Source organism: Legionella sp. PC1000 (assembly GCF_014109805.1).
GTDB classification, from domain to species: Bacteria; Pseudomonadota; Gammaproteobacteria; order Legionellales; family Legionellaceae; genus Legionella; species Legionella resiliens.
This window is the reverse complement of sequence record NZ_CP059400.1, coordinates 402,282-421,790: the sequence shown is the minus strand read 5'-3', so window position 1 is coordinate 421,790 and position 19,509 is coordinate 402,282. Positions and strand designations below refer to the sequence as shown.

The following is a 19,509-nucleotide window of genomic DNA, read 5'->3' as shown; positions in this document are numbered from 1 at the left end:
CGCATCAAGCAGTGGAAAAATTCTATAAGGACGTGAAAGAACTTGACTATAAATATGGTTATTCGCAAAAGCATCTTGCAGGAAGAGCAGCATTTGCTCTGGAAACAGAATTCAGAGCCCTATTGGCTGAAGATGAGAAAAATCCAAATTCTTCCTCCCTAAAAGCGCAACAAAAATTAATCCAAGACGCTCTGGATATTGTCACTAAATATGAGAAAGCAATGAAAGTGGCCCCCGGCACAGTTAATGAATTCAAATTATTCATAAATCAATTTTTTGGTAAAGAGCTTTTCAAGTCTAAGGGTTCAGTATTTTCAGAATCCTATAAAGCGAATAAAGATGAAAAAGAGGATGTTCAAGCGGTTGCTGGAAATTTTAAAAAATATAAAGACGAACTTGAAAATACAAAAATATCGACCGATGTTGCGAACGAAGATTTCGTAAAGAAAATGTGAAGTTATCAAGTCGAGCTTGAGTTAGGCTCGAGTTCTGGTCTTACGAACCTGAATTCAAAACGCGTTTGTTTGAATCCAGCAAAGCATTATGCCTAAGAGCAGGGAAATACTCCCCAAAAGCATCCTCAATGCGGCATCATTACACAACATTCTTATATACAAACCTTATCGTTAAAATTTTAATCACAAAGAGGCGGATTCAATAGAATTCATATATACTGTTAACTCTTTTAAAAAAAGGGTCTCATACCATGCGTACGTTTATTTCCTATTTCCTTATTGCATTACTAAGCTTTGGACTGTTGGTTAACGAAGCATCTGCTAAACGCTTTGGCGCCGGTAGAAGTTTTGGCATCCAGCGTTCCCAAAGTGCCTTGTTTTCACCCAATAAGGTACAGAAGTCCAGTGTTCTGGGACAAAGCGCAAAAAATCCCAGTAGATGGGGAGGATTACTCAGTGGCTTATTAATTGGCGGCTTGCTGACCAGTTTATTTATGGGACATGGCTTTGCCAATGGCATTTTATCCTGGTTAATTGTTGGGGCAATTCTCTTTTTTGTTATCGGTTTTTTTCGCAAAAGAATGCAGCCAGGTTTTCAGTCAGCACAAGGACAAGCCAAGCCTTTTAACCAAAATCCTTTTAATAATTTTAGTCAATCATTTAACAGCAGTTCAGAGAGCGGTACCGCGAATAACTTTGCTCAATATCCTGCAGGTTTTGTGCCCGAAACCTTTTTACGTGAAGCTAAAGTAACATTTAACCGCTTGCAAGCTGCTTATGATCAAAAAAATCTTCAAGATTTGAGTGAATTCACAGCACCCGAAGTATTCGCAGAGATCAAGATGCAGTTAGATGAGCGTGGAAATACGTCAAATAAAACAGAAGTCATCACTTTAGACGCTAAGTTACTTGATGTGTCAAGACAATCTAATTCACTCGTTGCAAGCGTTCACTTTACCGGATCCATTAAAGAAGATGATGAGCCTATGAGTCAACTTGATGAAATTTGGCATTTTCGTCAATTCACTAATAGTACCCAATGGGTTGTTGGCGGTATTCAGCAGGAAGTATTTCAACCTTAATTCTTACGACCCATAACCTGGATGCAACATCCAGGTTATGTATGTCTTCGTGCAAAACGGCAGGTTTTGAAAACTAATTCAAAATAAAGTGTTCATCAAAAACAACGACTTGATTTCGTCCATTTTTTTTGGCTTTATATAAAGCCTGATCTGCTTGGATTACAATACTATTGATATCTTGGTTTCCGTTAAAATTAGAAATTCCGATACTGATTGTGACATACACTTTTTGTTCATTGACAGTAAAATAATTTCGAGAAAATTGCAGTCGCAAGTCATTGCAAATTTTTTGACTGCTTTTGAGATCAGCACCAGGCAATATCAAAGCAAACTCTTCCCCGCCATATCGACCAATGATGTCCCGATTACGTAAACTAACCATCAATAAAGAGGCGAGTTTCTTTATAACAAGATCACCAAATGGATGGCCATAGGTGTCATTAATTAATTTAAAATTATCAATATCGATCATGATAAAAGACAGCAGTGAATTCTGTTGTTTTGCTCTAATAATTTCAATATTCAAACGATTCAAAATACTTGAGTGATTTAATAAACCGGTCAGGCTATCTGTAGTCATATAATAATTTAAAATACTTGCACGGTTTGATCGCGAACGTACTGCGGAAACTAAATCATGCGGTGATACAGGCTTGGTAAGAAAATCATCCCCCCCTAAGCTGATTGCGGCTAATTTTTTATTTTTATCATCCTCCGTAGATAGAAAAATAATAGGAATTTTTGTATATCTTCTATCCTTGCGCAGCAAAACAGCGAGCTCTAAACCAGAACACTCCGGCATATAAATATCCATTAAAATTAAATCGGGTTGGAACGTTTCAAGTTCCTTTAATAATTGCAATGGATTTGTAATAACACGAGTAATCATGTCAGCCTGTTTTAAAATCAAAGAATAATATTCAGCTAATGATTTCGAATCATCCAGTATTAAAATTCGATAGGCTTCGTTAACAGGTGAACTGCAATTTATATTCAATTCTTGCACCAGATAAGCCACATCCAGCGGCTTTTGGAAATAAGCGACACAACCAGCACGTATAGCAATGAGTCGCGGTAATAACTCATTATCAGGAACAATACAAAACAATTGGATAGGCGTTTTCTGTTGCTCTTGCATGGCAACCAGTTGATCCGGGGCATCTTTTTTCAAATAATCTGTATCGATAATTATTGCAATGGGTTGTTTTTCTTGCACTGAATTCAATAATGAGGTCATATCTTTTATATATTGTGCGTTATAATCAGATTGTTTGAGGCTTTGAATTAATTCATTGACTAATTCAGCTTCCTGCTCCAATACGTATACTAATTTATTCTCTTTGGGTTTTATTTCAGTTGAAAAGATTGAAGGGTTTTTAGGAGATTCATAAGCTAATACACTTTTTAATTGGCTAAAAAAAGAATTAATTTTTTCTTGATCATCATGAGTTAACTTTCTATTAGCAAGAATTTCCTTTAATAATATTTCCATTTGGCGTGCTGTCTTACTTAGTTCAGTATAACCATAGGTACCCGCCGAGCCACACAAACTATGGACATCTCGATGAAAATTTTGAAAGCCTACTAAATCCCATTTTTTAAGTTGTGCATGCCATTGCATCTCTATATTATGAATTCTCTCAGGGAGATTCTTGCTATAGAGAACCATGAGATCATGTAATTTTTTCTGTATATTTTCATCCATTGTATTTCAACCATGCATTTTTTATTGACGTGGCAAGCGTCAAAGGATCAAAGGGTTTTTTAATTACATCAATTGCTCCTATTGCTTTATATTCTTCTATCTCCTTAATTTGTATTTTAGCAGTCATAAATATAACAGGTATTTTTATAAAATCGGGGTTCTTACGTAATTCACGTAACGTGGTGGGTCCATCCATTTCAGGCATCATCACATCCAATAAGAGCAAATCAGGAATGTATTCTTTTGCTGCTTCAAGAATTTTTTTTCCATTAGAACAATATTTTACTGTAAACCCACCAATATCTTCCAAAGCAATTTGAGCAATTGCTCTTATATCCGCTTCATCTTCAGCATACAAAATTTTTTTAAGTTCTTTACTGGACATATTTTTCTCCTTTAATCAGTACTTAAAGAAGGTTTTTGATGGTATTTAATAAAATTTCATTTGACGAATTTGACTTAAGCAATGCTTGGCTAACGAACTTGGAATAATCTTCATTTAATTTGGTGTCAGAAAATACAACTACTGGCGCATGATATTTGGAGATCAAGGGTAAAATTTCCGCACCATTTCCATCAGGCAACAATAAATCCAAGATAATCAAATTATATTTGTCTTTTTCAAGCATTTCTTTTGCTTCGTGTAAGTTATTTGCATTTGAAATGATTGCGTGTTTTTCAAGAAGTGTTCCTACAATGGCTTGGGTATCCTTATTATCCTCAACATGCAATATATGAGGCTTACTCTGAGGATCTACCTTCTGGACTTTATTAATTGCGGAAAGTAATTTATTAAAATCAATGGGCTTATCTAACCAATCGATTATTGAAACCGCATTTCCATTAGATAACTCTTTCCCTGTTTGAGCAATTACTGAAAGTACAATAATGGGTAGCGTCATCGTTTTTTTATTTGTACGCAACTCTCTAATAAATGAAATACCGTCTTGATCCGGTAATATTAAATCCAATAAGAGCGCGTGAAACTCATATTTTTCTAATAATTTTCGTGTCTCTTCTGCACTATTAGCAACCTTCACAATAAAACCTGCTGATTCTAAAAGTAATTTAAGATAATTTGCTTGATCCCTATCATCTTCACAAATAAGTAATCTCTTTTTATCTTCTGGCATTAACATTTGATTTTCTTGGACAAAAGCTGGTTGCTGGGATATTGGCAAATCAAAATAAAAGGTAGTTAGATCATTGGGATTGCTTTCAAAATTTAACGTTCCGCCTAATTTTTCAATGATAGTCTTACTTATATTTAGCCCTAAGCCCGTGCCTCCTTTTCCGCGAGTAGTTGATGCGTCTCCTTGAGAAAATTTTTGAAAAATACGTGGCTGGAATTCCGGTGATATTCCTTTACCCTTATTGGAAATGGAGACACGCACCGATGCATCAATTTGTTTCATCCTTAAAATAACTTTCTCATTTTCATAAGAAAATTTGCAGGCATTAGAAATGAGATTCGTTAAAACTTGCATTAAACGATCTGAATCAACGGTTACTAAATAGTCTTTATTAGGCGGTATTAATTCAATTTTTACTCCAAATTTATCTCCATATATTTTATTAACATCAATTGACTCTGCTATTATTTTATTTAAGTTGGTTGTTTTTAATTCAAAATCCATTTTTCCAGCTTCAATTTTTTCAATATCCAGAATATCATTAATTAACAATAGTAAGCGTTCACAGTTATTATTCGCTATTTCAAGCAATTTTTTTACCTTTTCAGGAAATTCCCCCATGACCCCACCCACTAATAATCCTAAAGAACCCCGTATGGATGTAATAGGTGTACGTAATTCATGACTGACTATAGAAACAAATTCATTTTTTAATTTCTCAGTTTGTTTTAAATCAGTGATATCATGAATTACAATAACTGCTCCTAAGTTATTTCCTTCCGAATTAATAATTTTTTGTCCGTCAATTACTACATTACGAGTTCCATTTTGTTTAATGTTTAGCAGGAGTTCGACACCGCGCACACGTTCTCCATTTAAAGCTCGTTTAAGGGGAAAATCATCAGGACTAATTGGATTATTATTCATTGTAAAAAGGCTAAAATAATCCAATATATTGTTCATGTCTTTATTCGACTTGTCTGACTGGATGTATTTTTGAATTGTATGGTTTAAAACGGTAATTCGGCCTTCCGCATTACACGCAATGATTCCATCCTCTAAATTATCAAGCATTGCGTTAAGAAATTCTTTCTCATTTGCTATAGCAGTGATCATTTTCTTGTAATAGCCCGATGCAATAAGTGCAATAATCAAGATTAATCCCGTGATCCCCGCCACAGAAAAAGCTAAATAATGTGACTGTACTGAAAGATCTTCACTGGTAATAACGTGTGATAAACTGGGAGTAAATACAGCAGCGGCCATCCCTGTATAATGCATGCCACAAATAGCCAATCCCATTAATAGGGAACTAATAAATTTTAGATTAAATTGTCTTTTATACGAACCATAATTACTCTGTATTGCCAACCAAATGGCGGTTTCCGCTGCTGCAATTCCAATGAGAATAGAAAGAAAAAATAAACCCGGTAAATAATGAATATGGACATGGCTTTTCATTCCTTCCATCCCCATGTAGTGCATAGAGGATATAGCAAGACCAACGACCAAGCCACCCAAAGCAAAATGCAGCACGGAATAATCTTTTTTTTGCAAAATAAACAATGCTAACGCTGAAGCGAGTATCGCAACAATTAACGAAGCGAGAGTCCAACTGAAATCATATTCCATGGACATGGGCATAATGAAGGCTAACATTCCAACAAAATGCATAGACCATATCCCTGCCCCCATAGCAAAAGCACCGCCCAGAAGCAAATAAATTCGTGCATGATTAGTCCTGGTGGCGCGAAGTCGACCCACCAGATTTAAGGCTACATATGAGGCAAGTACTGCAATGACATAGGATAAGGCCACCAACTTCCAATCATAATAGCCGGTGATTGTATTCGCTGGAATTGGGGTTACTTGAAACCATTCAGAAAATAGGTCCATTATTACTTCCTGTAATAATTAACACCGAAATTACATTCATATTTTGCCATGCTTCATTCAAAGCATGTTTCAATGCTCGCTATAATTATAGACCTTTTGTTACTTTATGAATTGAGACAACAGATGCGCTCAAACCTGGGTTTTGCCGCGACTCCCCCAGGCTATAGGAAAAATTTGATGGAAATTAGATGTATTCTACATCAACAATTTCATACTCCACCATACCGCCTGGTGTGTTTACGGTGACTGAATCATCCAGTTCTTTACCTATTAAAGCACGGCCAATAGGAGAACTGTAGGAGATTTTATTCTGTTTAATGTCAGCCTCATCTTCACCAACAATTTTGTAGGTCACCTTCGCATCTGTTGCGATATGACATACTGTGACGGTACAACCAAAGACTACCTTGCCGTTATTCTGCAATTTGCTGATATCAATAATTTGTGCATGAGATAATTTTGCTTCCAGTTCTTGAATACGCCCTTCATTAAAGCTTTGCTGTTCCCGGGCTGCATGATATTCGGCGTTTTCTTTCAAATCACCATGTTCCCTTGCTGTAGCAATCGCTTCAACAATACGAGGCCTATCAACAAATTTTAATCGCTGTAATTCTGAATTAAGTGCTTCTGCACCTTCAACTGTCATGGGGTGTTTGCTCATATCTACCTCAAAAAATAATTCCCTGGTAATTTATCTTTTAACCCCATTCTCACATCAAGGTGAAAACGAGATCATTAAGCTCAGTAATAAGTGCGGTCTTGGTAAAAACGAAGCCTAATGTTTACCCCCTGGGTTTCGCTACGTTGCACCCAGACTATGCACTTTTTATTTTTATTAGGGTCTGTTTACATTTCGCTAGCTTGAGCCAAAATGGCCTGATTTTCGAGTACCGAAGCGCAGCATACATAAGGTATGTGAGCATCGGAGCGCAGAAAATCAGGCCATTTTGGCCAAGATAGTAGAAATGTAAATAGATCCTAATGTAAATCCTGCAATCGAGTTACCGTTTCTCTATCTTCATATTTCATAGCCAAACAAGCGGCCTCAGCTCCTGACAAGGTCGTAGTATAGCTAACCTTGTGTTGTAATGCATTGCGTCTGATTGCAAAAGAATCGGCAATTGCTTGCTTGCCCTCAGTTGTATTTACAATAAAATCGATTTCGTTATTTTTTATAAAATCCAAAACGTGTGGTCTGCCTTCATTCACCTTAAATACTCGGCGACAATCAACTCCCGCTGCTTGTAAAGCCAAGGCTGTGCCACGTGTTGCAATGATTTCAAAACCTAATTCAATCAATCGCTTGGCAATTTCACCTACTCGGGTTTTATCAGCATCCCTAACGGAAACAAAAGCACGCCGACGCTTAGATATGTTAGAACCGGCTCCCAATTGTGCTTTAGCATAAGCTTGTCCAAAACGTCTGGCAATACCCATTACTTCCCCTGTAGACTTCATTTCAGGACCAAGAATAGAGTCTACCCCGGAAAATTTGATAAACGGGAAGACAGGAAGCTTAATCGAATAAAAAGATGGCATATGGTGATTTTGACTTAAACCTTGTTCTTTTAAACTAATACCCAGCTTACAAAGAGCCGCAATTTTGGCCAAAGGTAACCCTGTCGCTTTGGAAACAAAAGGAACGGTCCTTGAAGCTCTTGGATTTACCTCCAAAACATAAATATCATCCGCTTGAATAGCAAATTGCGCGTTAATCAACCCAACCACCCCTAAATTCAATGCCATTTGACGCATTTGTTCCATCAAATCCTGTTGTACCACAACACTAAGACTAAATGGGGGTAAAGTACAGGCAGAATCTCCTGAGTGTATACCAGCCTGTTCTATGTGTTCCATTACGGCACCAATCAATACCTCTTTGCCATCACAAACTGCATCAATATCTACTTCTATTGCATCATTTAAAAATTTATCCAACAATACGGGAGAATCATTAGACACAGCAACTGCATGCGATAAATAATGGCGTAAATCATCTTCTTGATAGACAACTTCCATAGCGCGTCCCCCAAGAACATAGGAAGGCCTTACTACTAACGGATAACCGATCTTATTTGCTAAAGCGATGGCTTCTGCCTCACTACGCACAGTGCCATTATCAGGTTGATGTAGTTTCAATTCGGTGACTAATTTTTGAAAGCGATCCCGGTCTTCCGCCCTATCAATTGCATCAGGAGAGGTCCCAATTATTTTAACACCATTTGCTTCTAACGCTCGTGCTAATTTTAAAGGAGTTTGTCCACCGTAATGGACAATAACTCCCTCCGGTTTTTCTACATCTACAATACCTAAAACATCTTCTAGAGTTAGAGGTTCAAAATACAAACGATCGGAAGTATCAAAGTCGGTAGATACGGTTTCAGGGTTACAATTAACCATGATAGTCTGGCAACCTGCATTCCTAAGAGCCATAGCTGCATGCACACAACAATAATCAAATTCAATTCCCTGACCAATTCGATTAGGTCCTCCACCAAGAATCATAATTTTTTTCTTGTGGGTATCAGGACGAGCTTCGCAACTGGTTTCGTAACACGAATACATATAAGCCGTATCACTTGGGAATTCACCTGCGCAGGAATCAATGCGTTTGTAGACAGGGACAATCCCTAGTTCTTTTCGTTGCTTGCGTACTTCCTCTTCAGAGCAAGACCAAATATTAGCCAAATAGGCGTCGGCAAAACCACGTTGCTTCAGTAGACGTAACGTGAGTGCATCGATATCTGCTAATTTCTTCCCGGTCATAGAGCGTTCCAGAGCGACCAGTTCCTCGACTTGAGCCAAAAACCAGGGATCAACACGACTTTCTTGATGAATTTCCTCAAGAGTTATATTGTTTCTAAACGCATCAGCGATATACCAAAGCCTATCTGGAGTTGGTTCTCGCAAATGACCTCTTAGACGTGCTAAATCACTTTTTTTGAATAAGGGATGCAAACCACAACGCCCTATCTCTAAACCGCGTATTGCTTTTTGTAGGGACTCCTGGAAATTGGATCCAATCGCCATCACCTCACCAACTGACTTCATTTGTGTGGTCAAGATATCTGAAGTTTGTGGGAATTTATCGAAATTAAATCGTGGCACTTTAGTGACTACATAATCAATGCTTGGTTCAAATGAAGCCGGGGTCTTACCACCAGTAATTTCATTTTTTAACTCATCAAGCGTGTAGCCAACAGCCAGTTTGGCAGCTACTTTCGCAATTGGAAAACCAGTTGCCTTGGAAGCCAAAGCAGAGCTACGAGAAACCCTTGGGTTCATTTCAACCACCAGCATTCGCCCATCCTCTGGATTAACAGCAAACTGTACGTTTGAACCTCCTGTATCAACACCTACAGCTCTTAACACTTTAATGGCGGCATCCCGCATGCGTTGATATTCTTTATCAGTAAGCGTTTGTGCAGGAGCTACAGTAATTGAATCACCAGTATGAACTCCCATGGGATCAAAGTTTTCAATGGTACAGACAATAATGCAATTATCATTTTTGTCACGTACTACTTCCATTTCAAACTCTTTCCAACCAAGTACTGATTCATCAATCAGTAATTCATGCGTGGGTGATAACTCTAATCCACGCATACAAATTTCTTCAAATTCTTCGCGGTTATAAGCAATACCACCACCACTTCCTCCCATAGTGAAGGAAGGACGAATAATTGCCGGATAACCTAATTGCGCCTGAACCTGGATTGCTTCCTCCATGCTATGGGCGATCGCTGAACGCGGCATATCCAAGCCAATTTTGATCATCAACTGACGAAACTTTTCTCTATCTTCGGCGCGATCAATCGCTTCTCGTGTGGCGCCGATCATTTCAACATCATATTTTGCTAAAATTCCCTCGCGTACTAAGTCCAAAGCACAGTTAAGCGCTGTCTGCCCCCCCATAGTGGGCAAAAGCGCATCTGGGCGTTCAATTTCAATAATACGTGCTACTTCTTTCCAGGATACCGGTTCAATATAAGTTGCATCCGCGAGTTCTGGATCGGTCATAATGGTGGCTGGATTGGAGTTTACCAGGATAACCCGATAACCTTCTTCCTTTAAGGCACGTACTGCTTGGGTTCCAGAGTAATCAAATTCACAAGCTTGTCCTATTACGATAGGACCTGCTCCAAGGATGAGAATGGATTTAATATCGGTTCGTTTTGGCATATTGACAACAAAAAAGAATAAAATGATACATTTTACCTACTTTTGCTTAAAGTTTATACCCTTAATGCACAATTAAGTGTATTGATTCGCTAAAATGATTTGCAGCCCTGCTTCAGTTAATGATAAATATTTATAATTAGGATCAGCGGTCGTTCGCTCCAGCCATTCATTCGCGATGCATGTATCCGTTAATTTTTGCAGATCTGCAACTGACACAGACTGTCCTAACTTTTGAGACAGCATTGCTGCTGCATCCTCTTCCATACTTAAAAAAACTTGATCTCGAGTTGCACTACGATTTTTCATCTCATCATAAAATAATTGCAAAATATCAAGTTCATTCATGATCATGGTCCTTTAAATAGATCATTTGACTACTTACAGTATAAACTTAAATTAATATCATGATTGCGAATGAAAGAAGAAAAGTAACAATAAATGTTCAATTTACTCTTGAATATGAATAAATAGTGCTTTGGCTTTCATCTCAACGTCTCACCTGTTAATGCAGTATCCAATTGTGTTGTAGGTGACTCAGAATTATTGCCCCCCGAACTAAAAAACGATTGGGATGCAGTACATAGCCCTATATTCATTTTTTGCTTAGGCACTAGAGGAAGTAACATTTGAAGCAAATCACTCATTTGGGTAGCAATCTCAGCTAACTCTTGGGAGGTGCAATCTTCTTTAGTAAGTTCATACCAAATATATTGTGTTTCCATTTGGTTATAATATTTTGGTTTTTTCAGAGTATCTTTGTTGAGAGGGTGTTTTGGATTTTGCTTTAACCAATGCAGTAAACTTTCTTTATCGGTAACATAGCTGCTCGCAGGAACATTATGCCATTGCTCCTCTTTTTTATATTGCTTCACCAATAATATAGGTGTTTCCACCTCATTAAAGGCTATCATTTCATCCTTAATTCGGGTTTTATCATTCTCCACTAAAGCAGTTCGTACATCCTCCAGCTTTTTTGATAAATCGTTATATTGCGTGTACAAAGTTTTTAAAGCATCTAACCGTTTCTTTTCTTCGAGAGATAAAGAATCTTGAGAATTGGTCAAGTTCTTTATGAGTGTGTTGATTTTTTTTAATTCAATGTCATTTAACGGATGAGATCCCCTTGGAGCCTTTCTTTCTAAATCTGGAACGTCCAAATCCTCCTTTACTACAACAACATCTTGTAATTCTTCTCTTATTCTTTGGAAGCCATCAAAATCAACATCATCGATTAATTCATCCGCGTGCACACCGGCCTGAAAAGCCCTCATATGCAAATCGATGTCCTGGATTAAAGTAGTTTGCGAAGCAAGCGCATTCCAAAATCCCGCCATCTCATGAAGTAATCCACTTCTAAAACCAAGCCAGAATGATTCAAGTATGTTGATGATAGTGTGGTAAACTAAAAAAGCGCTTGCAGCTGCGAAGGTAATTGCCACTCCTGTCGCTACTAGCGGAAAAATAATTAAAGTAGTCAGTAGAACATTTTTTGCAATGGAAATGCCAAGATTATTAAAAGCAGATGCAAAATAAATGGGCAAGCTGATTACACTAGAAACTCCCAAAAGAAATGCAATTGCTTCATAAAACGCATTGTATGCCAAGATGCGAAATGGCAATACGATAACACCCAATACGATCGCTAAAAGACGTTTTAGAACATACATAAAATGTACTTATCATGAATAGTTGTATAAAAAATCCCTTTGTGCGCAAGAACAACTCTTTGAATCACGTACAACGCATGTTACTATGTTTAGGTTTAACACAAGTCAATCCAATATGGAAGCAGTTGATGTCATTATTATAGGTGCAGGTGCTGCAGGTTTAATGTGCGCCATTGAAGCGGGCAAACGTCAGCGCAAAGTCCTGGTATTGGATCATGCAAATAAAGCAGGTAAAAAGATTTTAATGTCGGGAGGAGGTCGTTGTAATTTTACTAATTATTATATTGATCCTGAAAAATATAACTCCCATAACCCTCATTTTTTTAAATCCGCGTTAACACGCTATACCCAATGGGATTTTATTGAGCTTGTTAAAAAACATAAAATTCCTTTCCATGAGAAAACCTTAGGACAATTATTTTGCGATAATAAATCGAAAGACATTGTGGATATGTTGCTTAAAGAGTGCGACGCTGCAGGTGCTACGATACATCTAAATACCAGTATAGAAAAAATTCAAAAATCACAAAGCTTTAAACTACAAACTACCAAAGGGATATTTCAGTGCCACTCCCTAGTTATTGCCAGCGGGGGGTTATCCATACCTACCATGGGGGCGAGTCCATTTGCCTACAAAGTTGCAGAGCAATTTGGTATTAAAGTATGGCCGACTCGGGCTGGATTAGTTCCTCTTACTCTGGATGTATTGGAGAAAGAAAGAATTGCTCTGCTTTCCGGGATTGGTATTGATAGTTTAGTCAAAAATACGCGTATTGAGTTTCGTGAAAATACCTTATTTACTCACCGCGGCTTGAGTGGCCCCGCAATTTTACAACTATCGTCCTATTGGTATGCAGGAGAAAGTATTTGTATCAATTTATTACCCGAAATCAATCTCTTGGATTACTTAAAAAGTGCTCGATCTGAAAAACCACAGAAACAATTAAGCTCTATCTTGTCCACACATTTACCTAAACGCGTTATCGAACTCTTTATTTCACCAGAACTTGCTGAAAAGAAACTTGCGGAACTCTCCAATCATAATTTGGACTCTGTAGCGAAACAACTTAACTCCTGGCTTGTAAAACCTAATGGGACTGAAGGATATCGTACCGCTGAAGTAACTATTGGTGGTATCGATTGCCATGCAATTTCTTCCAAAACTATGGAAGCTCAAGATATCTCAGGACTTTATTTCATTGGCGAAGCCTTGGATGTTACCGGTTGGTTAGGTGGATATAATTTTCAATGGGCTTGGTCATCAGGATGGGCCGCAGGGCAAATGGTATAACACGCTTATACGCAAACAGATGGAACGATGAAAACAGTCATTTTACTTAAAAAAGAAATAAGCAAATGCTGTCAAGATTATGGATAAAATAAGGTAAATTAATTTGCCAAGATGCAGCTCACTTAAAAGGTTTTTTGCCTTTTCCCAATAATCAATCAGATCGATGATTAATGGACTGCCAAACCATAAATAGATAGGACGCTGCCAAAACGGTTTATCCAAAAATCCGCCTAAAACAAATAATTGTTTGGTACATAAACTACAATAATAAACAGCTTGGTCTGTAGTAACTAATCTTTTTTCCCAGCGAACAGTTGGTTCCATACGCTGTCGGCAAAACTTACACTGTATTTTCATTTTTTGATATATTGCACTACGTGCTCCATATTCTACCACAAAACGCTAAGACGAATCGGAAGTAAATCATCAGATGAGTTAGCGGACTTTTCTCATCAAATACAAACCCAATAGCGCGAAAATAAAAGTAGGCCCTAAAGCAGCTAATTCAGGCGGCAATTGAAATACAGTGCTGAGTGGACCAAAAAACCGGCTCAAGATATGAAAACTAAATCCCACTGCAGCACCCACCAATAATTTCGATCCCATAGTTGTCGAACGCAACGGACCAAAAATAAATGGGATGGCGAGGATCATCATCACCATGGTCGTAAATGGTTGAATAATCCGTTGCAAAAAAGCAAACTGATAAGTATGTACGTTCTGATGATTATGCTTTTGCTCTCGTATGTAGCGATTTAGTTCGTGCAAAGTCATTTCATCCGGTTCGATACTGCTAATCGCCAAGATTTTTGGTTTTACGGATACGTCCCAAGGAAGAGAAGCAAAAGTCTGAGTTTTGGTTTTATCTACGTCAAAATCTGTTTGCTGTATATCATATGCAACCCACCCTGTTGGAGTATACCTGGCTTCACGAATAAAACGTGACATTTTTAAATGATGATGAACATCAAAACGAAATTGATAAACTTCGTATAAAACATTATTAGGCAGTATTAAGCCAACAGAAATAAAATCATTTCCATAACGCAACCAAGAGCCCTTTGAGGTTCTCAATGCTTGTCCTCCGCTGACTGCAGCAGTTTTATAGTCATTAGCGTAATGGGATAAGTATGGGACCAAAGTTTCACCTAATGCAGTAATCAATACAATAAGCAATATCGATGCTTTTAGTACTGCCCAGGTTATCTGTCCTATAGACATTCCTGAGGCACGCATTATGACTAATTCGCTATGATTGGCTAAAATCCCAAGCCCAATCAAACAACCAAGGAGACTGGCCATAGGAAAAAATAAATAGACTTGATATGGTATTTGCAACAAAATAAATACCGTTGCTTGTACAATGCCGTAATCAACTCGCCCCAAATCACTTAGTTCACCCACAAATAAAATAAAAATTTGCAGTCCTATCAGCATGAGCGTGACTAAACCAATAGAGCTGAGTACGGTTTTCGCAATGTAGCGATCTAATATCTTCATACTCATGCTAATTTCGCCTGATTACGCCAAATTAGAAACAACCCGAAGCCAGCAATGATAAGATGCACCCACCATAAACCTAACCATTGGGGTGTTTTGCCGGAAATCATTAAATCACGCGCAATAAATAATAAATTAGCATATAGAATGTATATAATAATTGCGGGTAATAACTTGGCATATTTTCCTGAACGAGGATTAATGCGACTCAAAGGAACAGCAACCATGGTCAAAGTAAATACCATGAGCGGAACAGATAAACGCCATTGCAATTCAGCAGCCTTGGCAACGTTTTCATTATTATAAGGTAATAAACTGGCTGTGCTCATTGTACGAAGATCTTCAGATATTCTAATTACAGGATGCGGCAATCGTGCTTTATATTGCCCAAATTCTGCGACTTGATAATCCGCATGACCAGGAATCCCTTGGTATTCTTTTCCATTTTGCAGAATGATGTAATCCTCTCCTGTTTTCGCGTCAGTTTCAGCGAAAGCTTGATCGGCCCATAATATATCCCAACGTGTTTGTTGATTTACAGAACTTTTCTTTGCCAGAAATACTTGCTCGGCCTTAGTATGATCACGACTCATTGATTGAACATAAAATACTTCCTGACCGTCATTAATCGCATGGAAACGTCCAGGCATGATGGTTTGAACTAAAGTTTTTATGCCAGTAGTACGTAACAGTTTAGCTCGTTCAATGTAAATTAAAGGGCTACCCCAAATCATTACTACAGCAACAATAATGGCTACCCCTATTGCCATAATAAAACTGTGTTTTAATAATTGATTGGGTCCATAACCACAAGCCCCTAATACCGTCATCTCACTTTCAGCATATAAACGGCCGTATGCAAGCAACATGGCAATATAAAAACCTAATGGAACCAGTAAGCTCAGTAAAGTGGGTAATTCCAATATCATTAACTTCATAATAATGACACCCGGAATACTTCCAGAAGCAGCCCTGTTGAGATATTGAATCAGTTGATTACTCAGAAAAATTAACACCAGTATGGAGGTTAGCGAAATCAAAGTGATAAACACTTCTTTAGCCAAATAACGAAAAATGATCACCCAATGCCCCCATTTTAGTAACCTCATTCATAGAATCATTCTCATCTTGGGGCATTGTATCCTCTTGTGGAAAACTAAAAAAGCCCTTTCTACCCACACTCAGAAACACCCATTCATTAGATTATTTTGTTCCAATTTAATAAATTGGACAATAAATTATTATATTGTGAATTTATTGTCCATAATATCAATTAAGTTTATAAGGAATAATTTAATCTAAGCTCAACTCTATCGAGGCCCCACAAGAGAAATGGTGCATAACATCATTTATCGACGCCATATGTGGGGTTAATTCTACATCACAAAAATAAGGATTAATAATGTCTAAAAACAAACCATTAAAAGATTATCAGCAAAAAAGAGATTTTAGAAAAACTAAAGAACCTCAAGGAGGAACATCAAAGAAAAAAGAAAATATTTTTGTAATTCAAAAACATGATGCCAGACATTTGCATTATGAATTTAGTTTACCAAACGATGATGTATTAATCTCTTGGGCTGCCATTATGAAGAATCAGAGAATAACGTCCATTGGCTTAAACCCAGTCTTGTTGGTGAAGTTGGTTTTACAGAAATGGACACGCCATGGAAAATTAAGGCATCCTCGCTTTTTGGGACTTCGTAAGGACAAGGATGCAAAAGATGTACGCCGAGAAGATCAAATAAAATAGGTAGTTACAAACCTCTGGGAGGAACCCTATGAAAATTACCGGTGTTAATATCTCTCATCCAGATAAACCGCTTTATCCAGATGACAAAATTTCAAAAAAGGAAGTTGTGGAATATTTTTATAAAATCGCAGAATACCTCCTTCCTTTTGTGCAAAATAGACCACTTACTCTGAAACGGTACCCTGATGGTATTAATCAGGAAGGTTTTTATAACAAACATCGTCCAGATTATTTCCCTGATTTTATAAAACAATTTACTGTACCGACAGTACAAAATAATTCAGAAATGAACATGGTGGGTGTCCATTCTAAAAAGGCTTTGGTTTATTTGGCAGGACAAGATACTCTGGAGCTACACACGTCCCTGTCAACTATGTCTTCAATCGAAAAACCTGATCAAATTATTTTTGATTTGGATCCACAGGATGATGATTTTGAAAAAGTGCGTGAAACAGCTCTTGCTTTAAAAAATCTACTTGATGAGTTTGAGCTTAAAACCTTTCTCAAAACTTCTGGCTCCCGTGGGCTACATATCCATTTACCCATCAAAGCTCACTTCAAATTTGATAAAATTAAAGAAATATCAAGAAAAATAGCAGTAAAACTGCATCAACGGCATTCACAAATAACGACTTTGGAACAACGAAAAAATAAACGTGGAAATAAAGTATTTATTGATTTTTTACGGAATGATTATGCTATGACAACAGTAGCCCCTTATTCTTTACGCGCCAAAAAAGGAGCTCCAGTAGCCACCCCCCTGGAATGGGAGGAACTGAATGATAGTTCATTACACCCTCAATCCTATCATTTGAAGAATATATTTCAGCGTTTAGGAAAAAAAGCAAACCCCTGGAAAAATTTTAATAAATACAACCGACATATAAACTTAAACGATCTATTTGAAAAATTTCAATAATGCTATTTCGATAATTTTAAAGCCATTTTGCTTCAAGTGGACTGATAGCTAAATTTGAAGATCTCTCCGGTTTTACAGGGTATGCTGAATGATCTTTAGCGTCTTTCAGAATCTTTGCCTCTATTGTACTTTTTTATGATAAGTGCATAAGGTCGTCGGCACCTAAGCATTTATTAAAAATTAACTATAAAGCAATATATTCCATGTGACCGCCCTTCAGGGACAACCCCGCGAACTAGTCGTGGGGGCGGCCCGTAGGTGATGAAGGATCAGTGTCAACTCTTTTAATGAACAGAGATTTTTTTCAATGTTTCTCCGGAGAGTTTGCTATCGCAATGTAATGCAATATCACCTAAAGACAAGACACCGGATAATTTTTTATCTTTATTAAGCACAATGAGTCGGCGTATTTGTTTCTCTTTCATGCTTTCATATGCTTTTTTTACATCATCATTTTCAAAACAATACCATACGTCTTTATGCATCACATTTTTTACTGGTGTATCCAATGGATTCTTATTGGCAAGAGCGGAGATAACCAGATCACGATCAGTAAGTATACCGACAATTTTATCTTTTGCTTTATCACCAATGGGTAAAAAACCAGTATCTAATTCTCGCATTTTTTTAGCTGCTTCAGTAATAGTAGCCGTGGTGAGTAAGAATTCCGGCTTAGATGTCATGATTTCTTTGACTTGCATGATAACCTCCTTGAAAATAACTTTCCTTAACAAGTGGTAAAAAAAATTATGTTTTTGACTTAAAATTAAACACGTCTTTCTTAAGAGTATATCAATTTTTCAGAAAATCAATTGCTCATATTTTAAATTTATATGGTTTTTGTATGATTTTATGGATGGAATCAATAGGTCATCATATCAAGGAGCGCTCCTATTTGGCGCATCTTAAATGAAAATTGCACCAGAAAATACGCACAATGTTCCCCTAGGTGCAACGAAAATAAAAAAGCAGCTCAGACTTAAGTACTGGAACTGCTTTTTAAGAAAGATTTTTAAATTAATGCTTTACTTCAGATGCTTTTTTCGCTTCGTGAACAAAACCTAACATTGCCTTCTCAATAATTTGAAAAGATTTTTGCATGTAATCTAAAGCTTTGTGACCATTTTCAACAGCTAGACTAATTTGCTTCTCCAATAGTTCTTCAGGCTTTTTAATGCTCGCAATCTCTTCAGGTTTGAGGTATTGCATACCCTGCAAAGTTTTCACATTCAATTCAGCTATGGCTTGAAAAGGTTCTTGAAATTTTTTAGCCACTTCAGTCCATTTTTCAAAATTTTGTTGAGTCATGATATTCTCCTCTATGTTGCATTGCACAATTTAATATTAGTACATAGAGAGCAAATTTGTCAATGGGTTAGTGAAACTTTTTTTGCAGTGCAGCATAAAAAAACCAATCTTTAAATCGCTTATGCGCCCTTGCCTTAAAACTCCCCTCAATAACCGCTAACCTTTAAATAAACTTTGCCATTGTTGCATCATTTTTTGCATTTGCTGATTCCAGGTATCAGTTGCCTGACGATAAGGATTATTTTGTAACGGTTTTTCCATAACTTGAAACATCTGCTCCATCATCTGTTTTAAAGAAGCATGCATCGGATGATTGGCAAGAGAAATGATTTGCCGCAAAATATCTGAAGATAAAAATTGAGTTGAGCCCGCCTCCATTTCCACAATAATTTGTAGCAAGATGGCATTGGTTAAGTCTTTCTCTGTTAATGAGTCCTCTACTTTAAATTGCACGCCATCTACCACATAACGCTGCAATTCTTCAAGGGTAATATACTGACTTGTCTCAGTATCATAAAGCCGGCGATTTTTGTATTTTTTTATTAATCGAGTCATAGTTTTCTCTTAATATTTAGGTGAATTTTGCATTGTTAAAAACTTCACCTTTTTCCTCTTTCG

Annotated in this window: 18 protein-coding genes; 5 read left to right on the top strand and 13 right to left on the bottom strand. The window is 37.3% G+C overall.

Features of this window, described 5'->3' with window-relative positions:
* Positions 1–11 precede the first annotated feature (11 nt).
* Both FOLKNPGA_RS01900 and FOLKNPGA_RS01895 read left to right on the top strand, forming a co-directional pair.
* The gene (locus FOLKNPGA_RS01900) at positions 12–455 is read left to right on the top strand and encodes a hypothetical protein (protein ID WP_232890438.1); all 444 of its coding nucleotides are present in this window, start codon (positions 12–14) and stop codon (positions 453–455) included.
* A gap of 251 nt (positions 456–706) precedes the next feature.
* Complete coding sequence (locus tag FOLKNPGA_RS01895) at positions 707–1,537, top strand: Tim44 domain-containing protein (protein WP_182351493.1); 831 nt, start codon at positions 707–709, stop codon at positions 1,535–1,537.
* Between the two features lie 73 nt (positions 1,538–1,610).
* Here the strand turns inward: FOLKNPGA_RS01895 and FOLKNPGA_RS01890 are convergent, their stop codons facing one another.
* From FOLKNPGA_RS01890 to FOLKNPGA_RS01860, 7 genes are all read right to left on the bottom strand, one after another.
* Positions 1,611–3,242 carry a diguanylate cyclase gene (locus FOLKNPGA_RS01890; RefSeq protein WP_182351492.1) on the bottom strand — a complete coding sequence of 544 codons (1,632 nt, stop codon included), beginning with the start codon at positions 3,240–3,242 and terminating at the stop codon, positions 1,611–1,613.
* Complete coding sequence (locus FOLKNPGA_RS01885; protein WP_182351491.1) at positions 3,235–3,627, bottom strand: response regulator; 393 nt, start codon at positions 3,625–3,627, stop codon at positions 3,235–3,237. The genes FOLKNPGA_RS01890 and FOLKNPGA_RS01885 overlap by 8 nt, the downstream gene beginning before the upstream one ends.
* Positions 3,628–3,649: 22 nt before the next feature.
* Complete coding sequence (locus FOLKNPGA_RS01880; RefSeq protein ID WP_182351490.1) at positions 3,650–6,271, bottom strand: MHYT domain-containing protein; 2,622 nt, start codon at positions 6,269–6,271, stop codon at positions 3,650–3,652.
* 184 nt (positions 6,272–6,455) lie between these two features.
* A complete protein-coding gene (gene greA / locus FOLKNPGA_RS01875) occupies positions 6,456–6,932 on the bottom strand; it encodes a transcription elongation factor GreA (protein WP_182351489.1) in 477 nt (158 codons plus the stop codon).
* A 317-nt stretch (positions 6,933–7,249) separates the two neighbouring features.
* The gene (gene carB, locus FOLKNPGA_RS01870; protein WP_182351488.1) at positions 7,250–10,453 is read right to left on the bottom strand and encodes a carbamoyl-phosphate synthase large subunit; all 3,204 of its coding nucleotides are present in this window, start codon (positions 10,451–10,453) and stop codon (positions 7,250–7,252) included.
* Positions 10,454–10,525: 72 nt separating this feature from the next.
* Positions 10,526–10,798, bottom strand: a complete 273-nt coding sequence (locus FOLKNPGA_RS01865) for a hypothetical protein (RefSeq protein WP_182351487.1) — start codon at positions 10,796–10,798, stop codon at positions 10,526–10,528.
* A 137-nt stretch (positions 10,799–10,935) separates the two neighbouring features.
* On the bottom strand, positions 10,936–12,120 hold the full coding sequence (locus tag FOLKNPGA_RS01860; RefSeq protein ID WP_182351486.1) for a coiled coil protein: 1,185 nt from the start codon (positions 12,118–12,120) through the stop codon (positions 10,936–10,938).
* Positions 12,121–12,235: 115 nt separating this feature from the next.
* Between FOLKNPGA_RS01860 and FOLKNPGA_RS01855 the strand changes: the two genes are divergently transcribed.
* Positions 12,236–13,411: an NAD(P)/FAD-dependent oxidoreductase gene (locus FOLKNPGA_RS01855; RefSeq protein WP_182352726.1), complete on the top strand. Its 1,176-nt coding sequence runs from the start codon at positions 12,236–12,238 to the stop codon at positions 13,409–13,411.
* 42 nt (positions 13,412–13,453) lie between these two features.
* Here FOLKNPGA_RS01855 and FOLKNPGA_RS01850 read toward each other — a convergent pair whose 3' ends face one another.
* From FOLKNPGA_RS01850 to lptF, 3 genes are all read right to left on the bottom strand, one after another.
* Positions 13,454–13,735: a hypothetical protein gene (locus FOLKNPGA_RS01850; protein ID WP_182351485.1), complete on the bottom strand. Its 282-nt coding sequence runs from the start codon at positions 13,733–13,735 to the stop codon at positions 13,454–13,456.
* A gap of 111 nt (positions 13,736–13,846) precedes the next feature.
* Entirely contained in the window at positions 13,847–14,917 is a 1,071-nt protein-coding gene (gene lptG / locus FOLKNPGA_RS01845) for an LPS export ABC transporter permease LptG (protein ID WP_182351484.1), read from the bottom strand.
* A complete protein-coding gene (gene lptF / locus FOLKNPGA_RS01840) occupies positions 14,914–15,993 on the bottom strand; it encodes an LPS export ABC transporter permease LptF (protein ID WP_182352725.1) in 1,080 nt (359 codons plus the stop codon). Before lptF ends, lptG begins: the two co-directional genes overlap by 4 nt.
* Before the next feature lie 320 nt (positions 15,994–16,313).
* Between lptF and FOLKNPGA_RS01835 the strand changes: the two genes are divergently transcribed.
* Both FOLKNPGA_RS01835 and ligD read left to right on the top strand, forming a co-directional pair.
* Positions 16,314–16,664 carry a hypothetical protein gene (locus FOLKNPGA_RS01835; RefSeq protein WP_182351483.1) on the top strand — a complete coding sequence of 117 codons (351 nt, stop codon included), beginning with the start codon at positions 16,314–16,316 and terminating at the stop codon, positions 16,662–16,664.
* Between the two features lie 28 nt (positions 16,665–16,692).
* Entirely contained in the window at positions 16,693–17,583 is an 891-nt protein-coding gene (gene ligD / locus FOLKNPGA_RS01830) for a non-homologous end-joining DNA ligase (protein ID WP_182351482.1), read from the top strand.
* Positions 17,584–17,867: 284 nt separating this feature from the next.
* On the opposite strand, the gene FOLKNPGA_RS01825 is transcribed toward ligD, so the two are convergent.
* From FOLKNPGA_RS01825 to FOLKNPGA_RS01815, 3 genes are all read right to left on the bottom strand, one after another.
* Positions 17,868–18,284, bottom strand: coding sequence for a CBS domain-containing protein (locus FOLKNPGA_RS01825; protein WP_182351481.1), 417 nt, complete (start codon positions 18,282–18,284; stop codon positions 17,868–17,870).
* A 316-nt stretch (positions 18,285–18,600) separates the two neighbouring features.
* A complete protein-coding gene (locus FOLKNPGA_RS01820; RefSeq protein WP_182351480.1) occupies positions 18,601–18,891 on the bottom strand; it encodes a phasin family protein in 291 nt (96 codons plus the stop codon).
* Positions 18,892–19,047: 156 nt separating this feature from the next.
* Positions 19,048–19,446 carry a polyhydroxyalkanoate synthesis regulator DNA-binding domain-containing protein gene (locus FOLKNPGA_RS01815; protein WP_182351479.1) on the bottom strand — a complete coding sequence of 133 codons (399 nt, stop codon included), beginning with the start codon at positions 19,444–19,446 and terminating at the stop codon, positions 19,048–19,050.
* Between the last annotated feature and the right edge of the window lie 63 nt (positions 19,447–19,509).

What these genes read in the sequence shown, in the direction of transcription:
- FOLKNPGA_RS01850 (WP_182351485.1), bottom strand. Translation starts at nt 13,735, where the DNA reads ATGGAACCAACTGTTCGCTGGGAAAAAAGATTAGTTACTACAGACCAA.
- FOLKNPGA_RS01820 (WP_182351480.1), bottom strand. Translation starts at nt 18,891, where the DNA reads ATGACTCAACAAAATTTTGAAAAATGGACTGAAGTGGCTAAAAAATTT.
- FOLKNPGA_RS01885 (WP_182351491.1), bottom strand. Translation starts at nt 3,627, where the DNA reads ATGTCCAGTAAAGAACTTAAAAAAATTTTGTATGCTGAAGATGAAGCG.
- carB (WP_182351488.1), bottom strand. Translation starts at nt 10,453, where the DNA reads ATGCCAAAACGAACCGATATTAAATCCATTCTCATCCTTGGAGCAGGT.
- FOLKNPGA_RS01825 (WP_182351481.1), bottom strand. Translation starts at nt 18,284, where the DNA reads ATGCAAGTCAAAGAAATCATGACATCTAAGCCGGAATTCTTACTCACC.
- FOLKNPGA_RS01865 (WP_182351487.1), bottom strand. Translation starts at nt 10,798, where the DNA reads ATGAATGAACTTGATATTTTGCAATTATTTTATGATGAGATGAAAAAT.
- FOLKNPGA_RS01890 (WP_182351492.1), bottom strand. Translation starts at nt 3,242, where the DNA reads ATGGATGAAAATATACAGAAAAAATTACATGATCTCATGGTTCTCTAT.
- FOLKNPGA_RS01860 (WP_182351486.1), bottom strand. Translation starts at nt 12,120, where the DNA reads ATGTATGTTCTAAAACGTCTTTTAGCGATCGTATTGGGTGTTATCGTA.
- FOLKNPGA_RS01895 (WP_182351493.1), top strand. Translation starts at nt 707, where the DNA reads ATGCGTACGTTTATTTCCTATTTCCTTATTGCATTACTAAGCTTTGGA.
- lptG (WP_182351484.1), bottom strand. Translation starts at nt 14,917, where the DNA reads ATGAGTATGAAGATATTAGATCGCTACATTGCGAAAACCGTACTCAGC.
- FOLKNPGA_RS01815 (WP_182351479.1), bottom strand. Translation starts at nt 19,446, where the DNA reads ATGACTCGATTAATAAAAAAATACAAAAATCGCCGGCTTTATGATACT.
- FOLKNPGA_RS01855 (WP_182352726.1), top strand. Translation starts at nt 12,236, where the DNA reads ATGGAAGCAGTTGATGTCATTATTATAGGTGCAGGTGCTGCAGGTTTA.
- greA (WP_182351489.1), bottom strand. Translation starts at nt 6,932, where the DNA reads ATGAGCAAACACCCCATGACAGTTGAAGGTGCAGAAGCACTTAATTCA.
- FOLKNPGA_RS01880 (WP_182351490.1), bottom strand. Translation starts at nt 6,271, where the DNA reads ATGGACCTATTTTCTGAATGGTTTCAAGTAACCCCAATTCCAGCGAAT.
- ligD (WP_182351482.1), top strand. Translation starts at nt 16,693, where the DNA reads ATGAAAATTACCGGTGTTAATATCTCTCATCCAGATAAACCGCTTTAT.
- FOLKNPGA_RS01835 (WP_182351483.1), top strand. Translation starts at nt 16,314, where the DNA reads ATGTCTAAAAACAAACCATTAAAAGATTATCAGCAAAAAAGAGATTTT.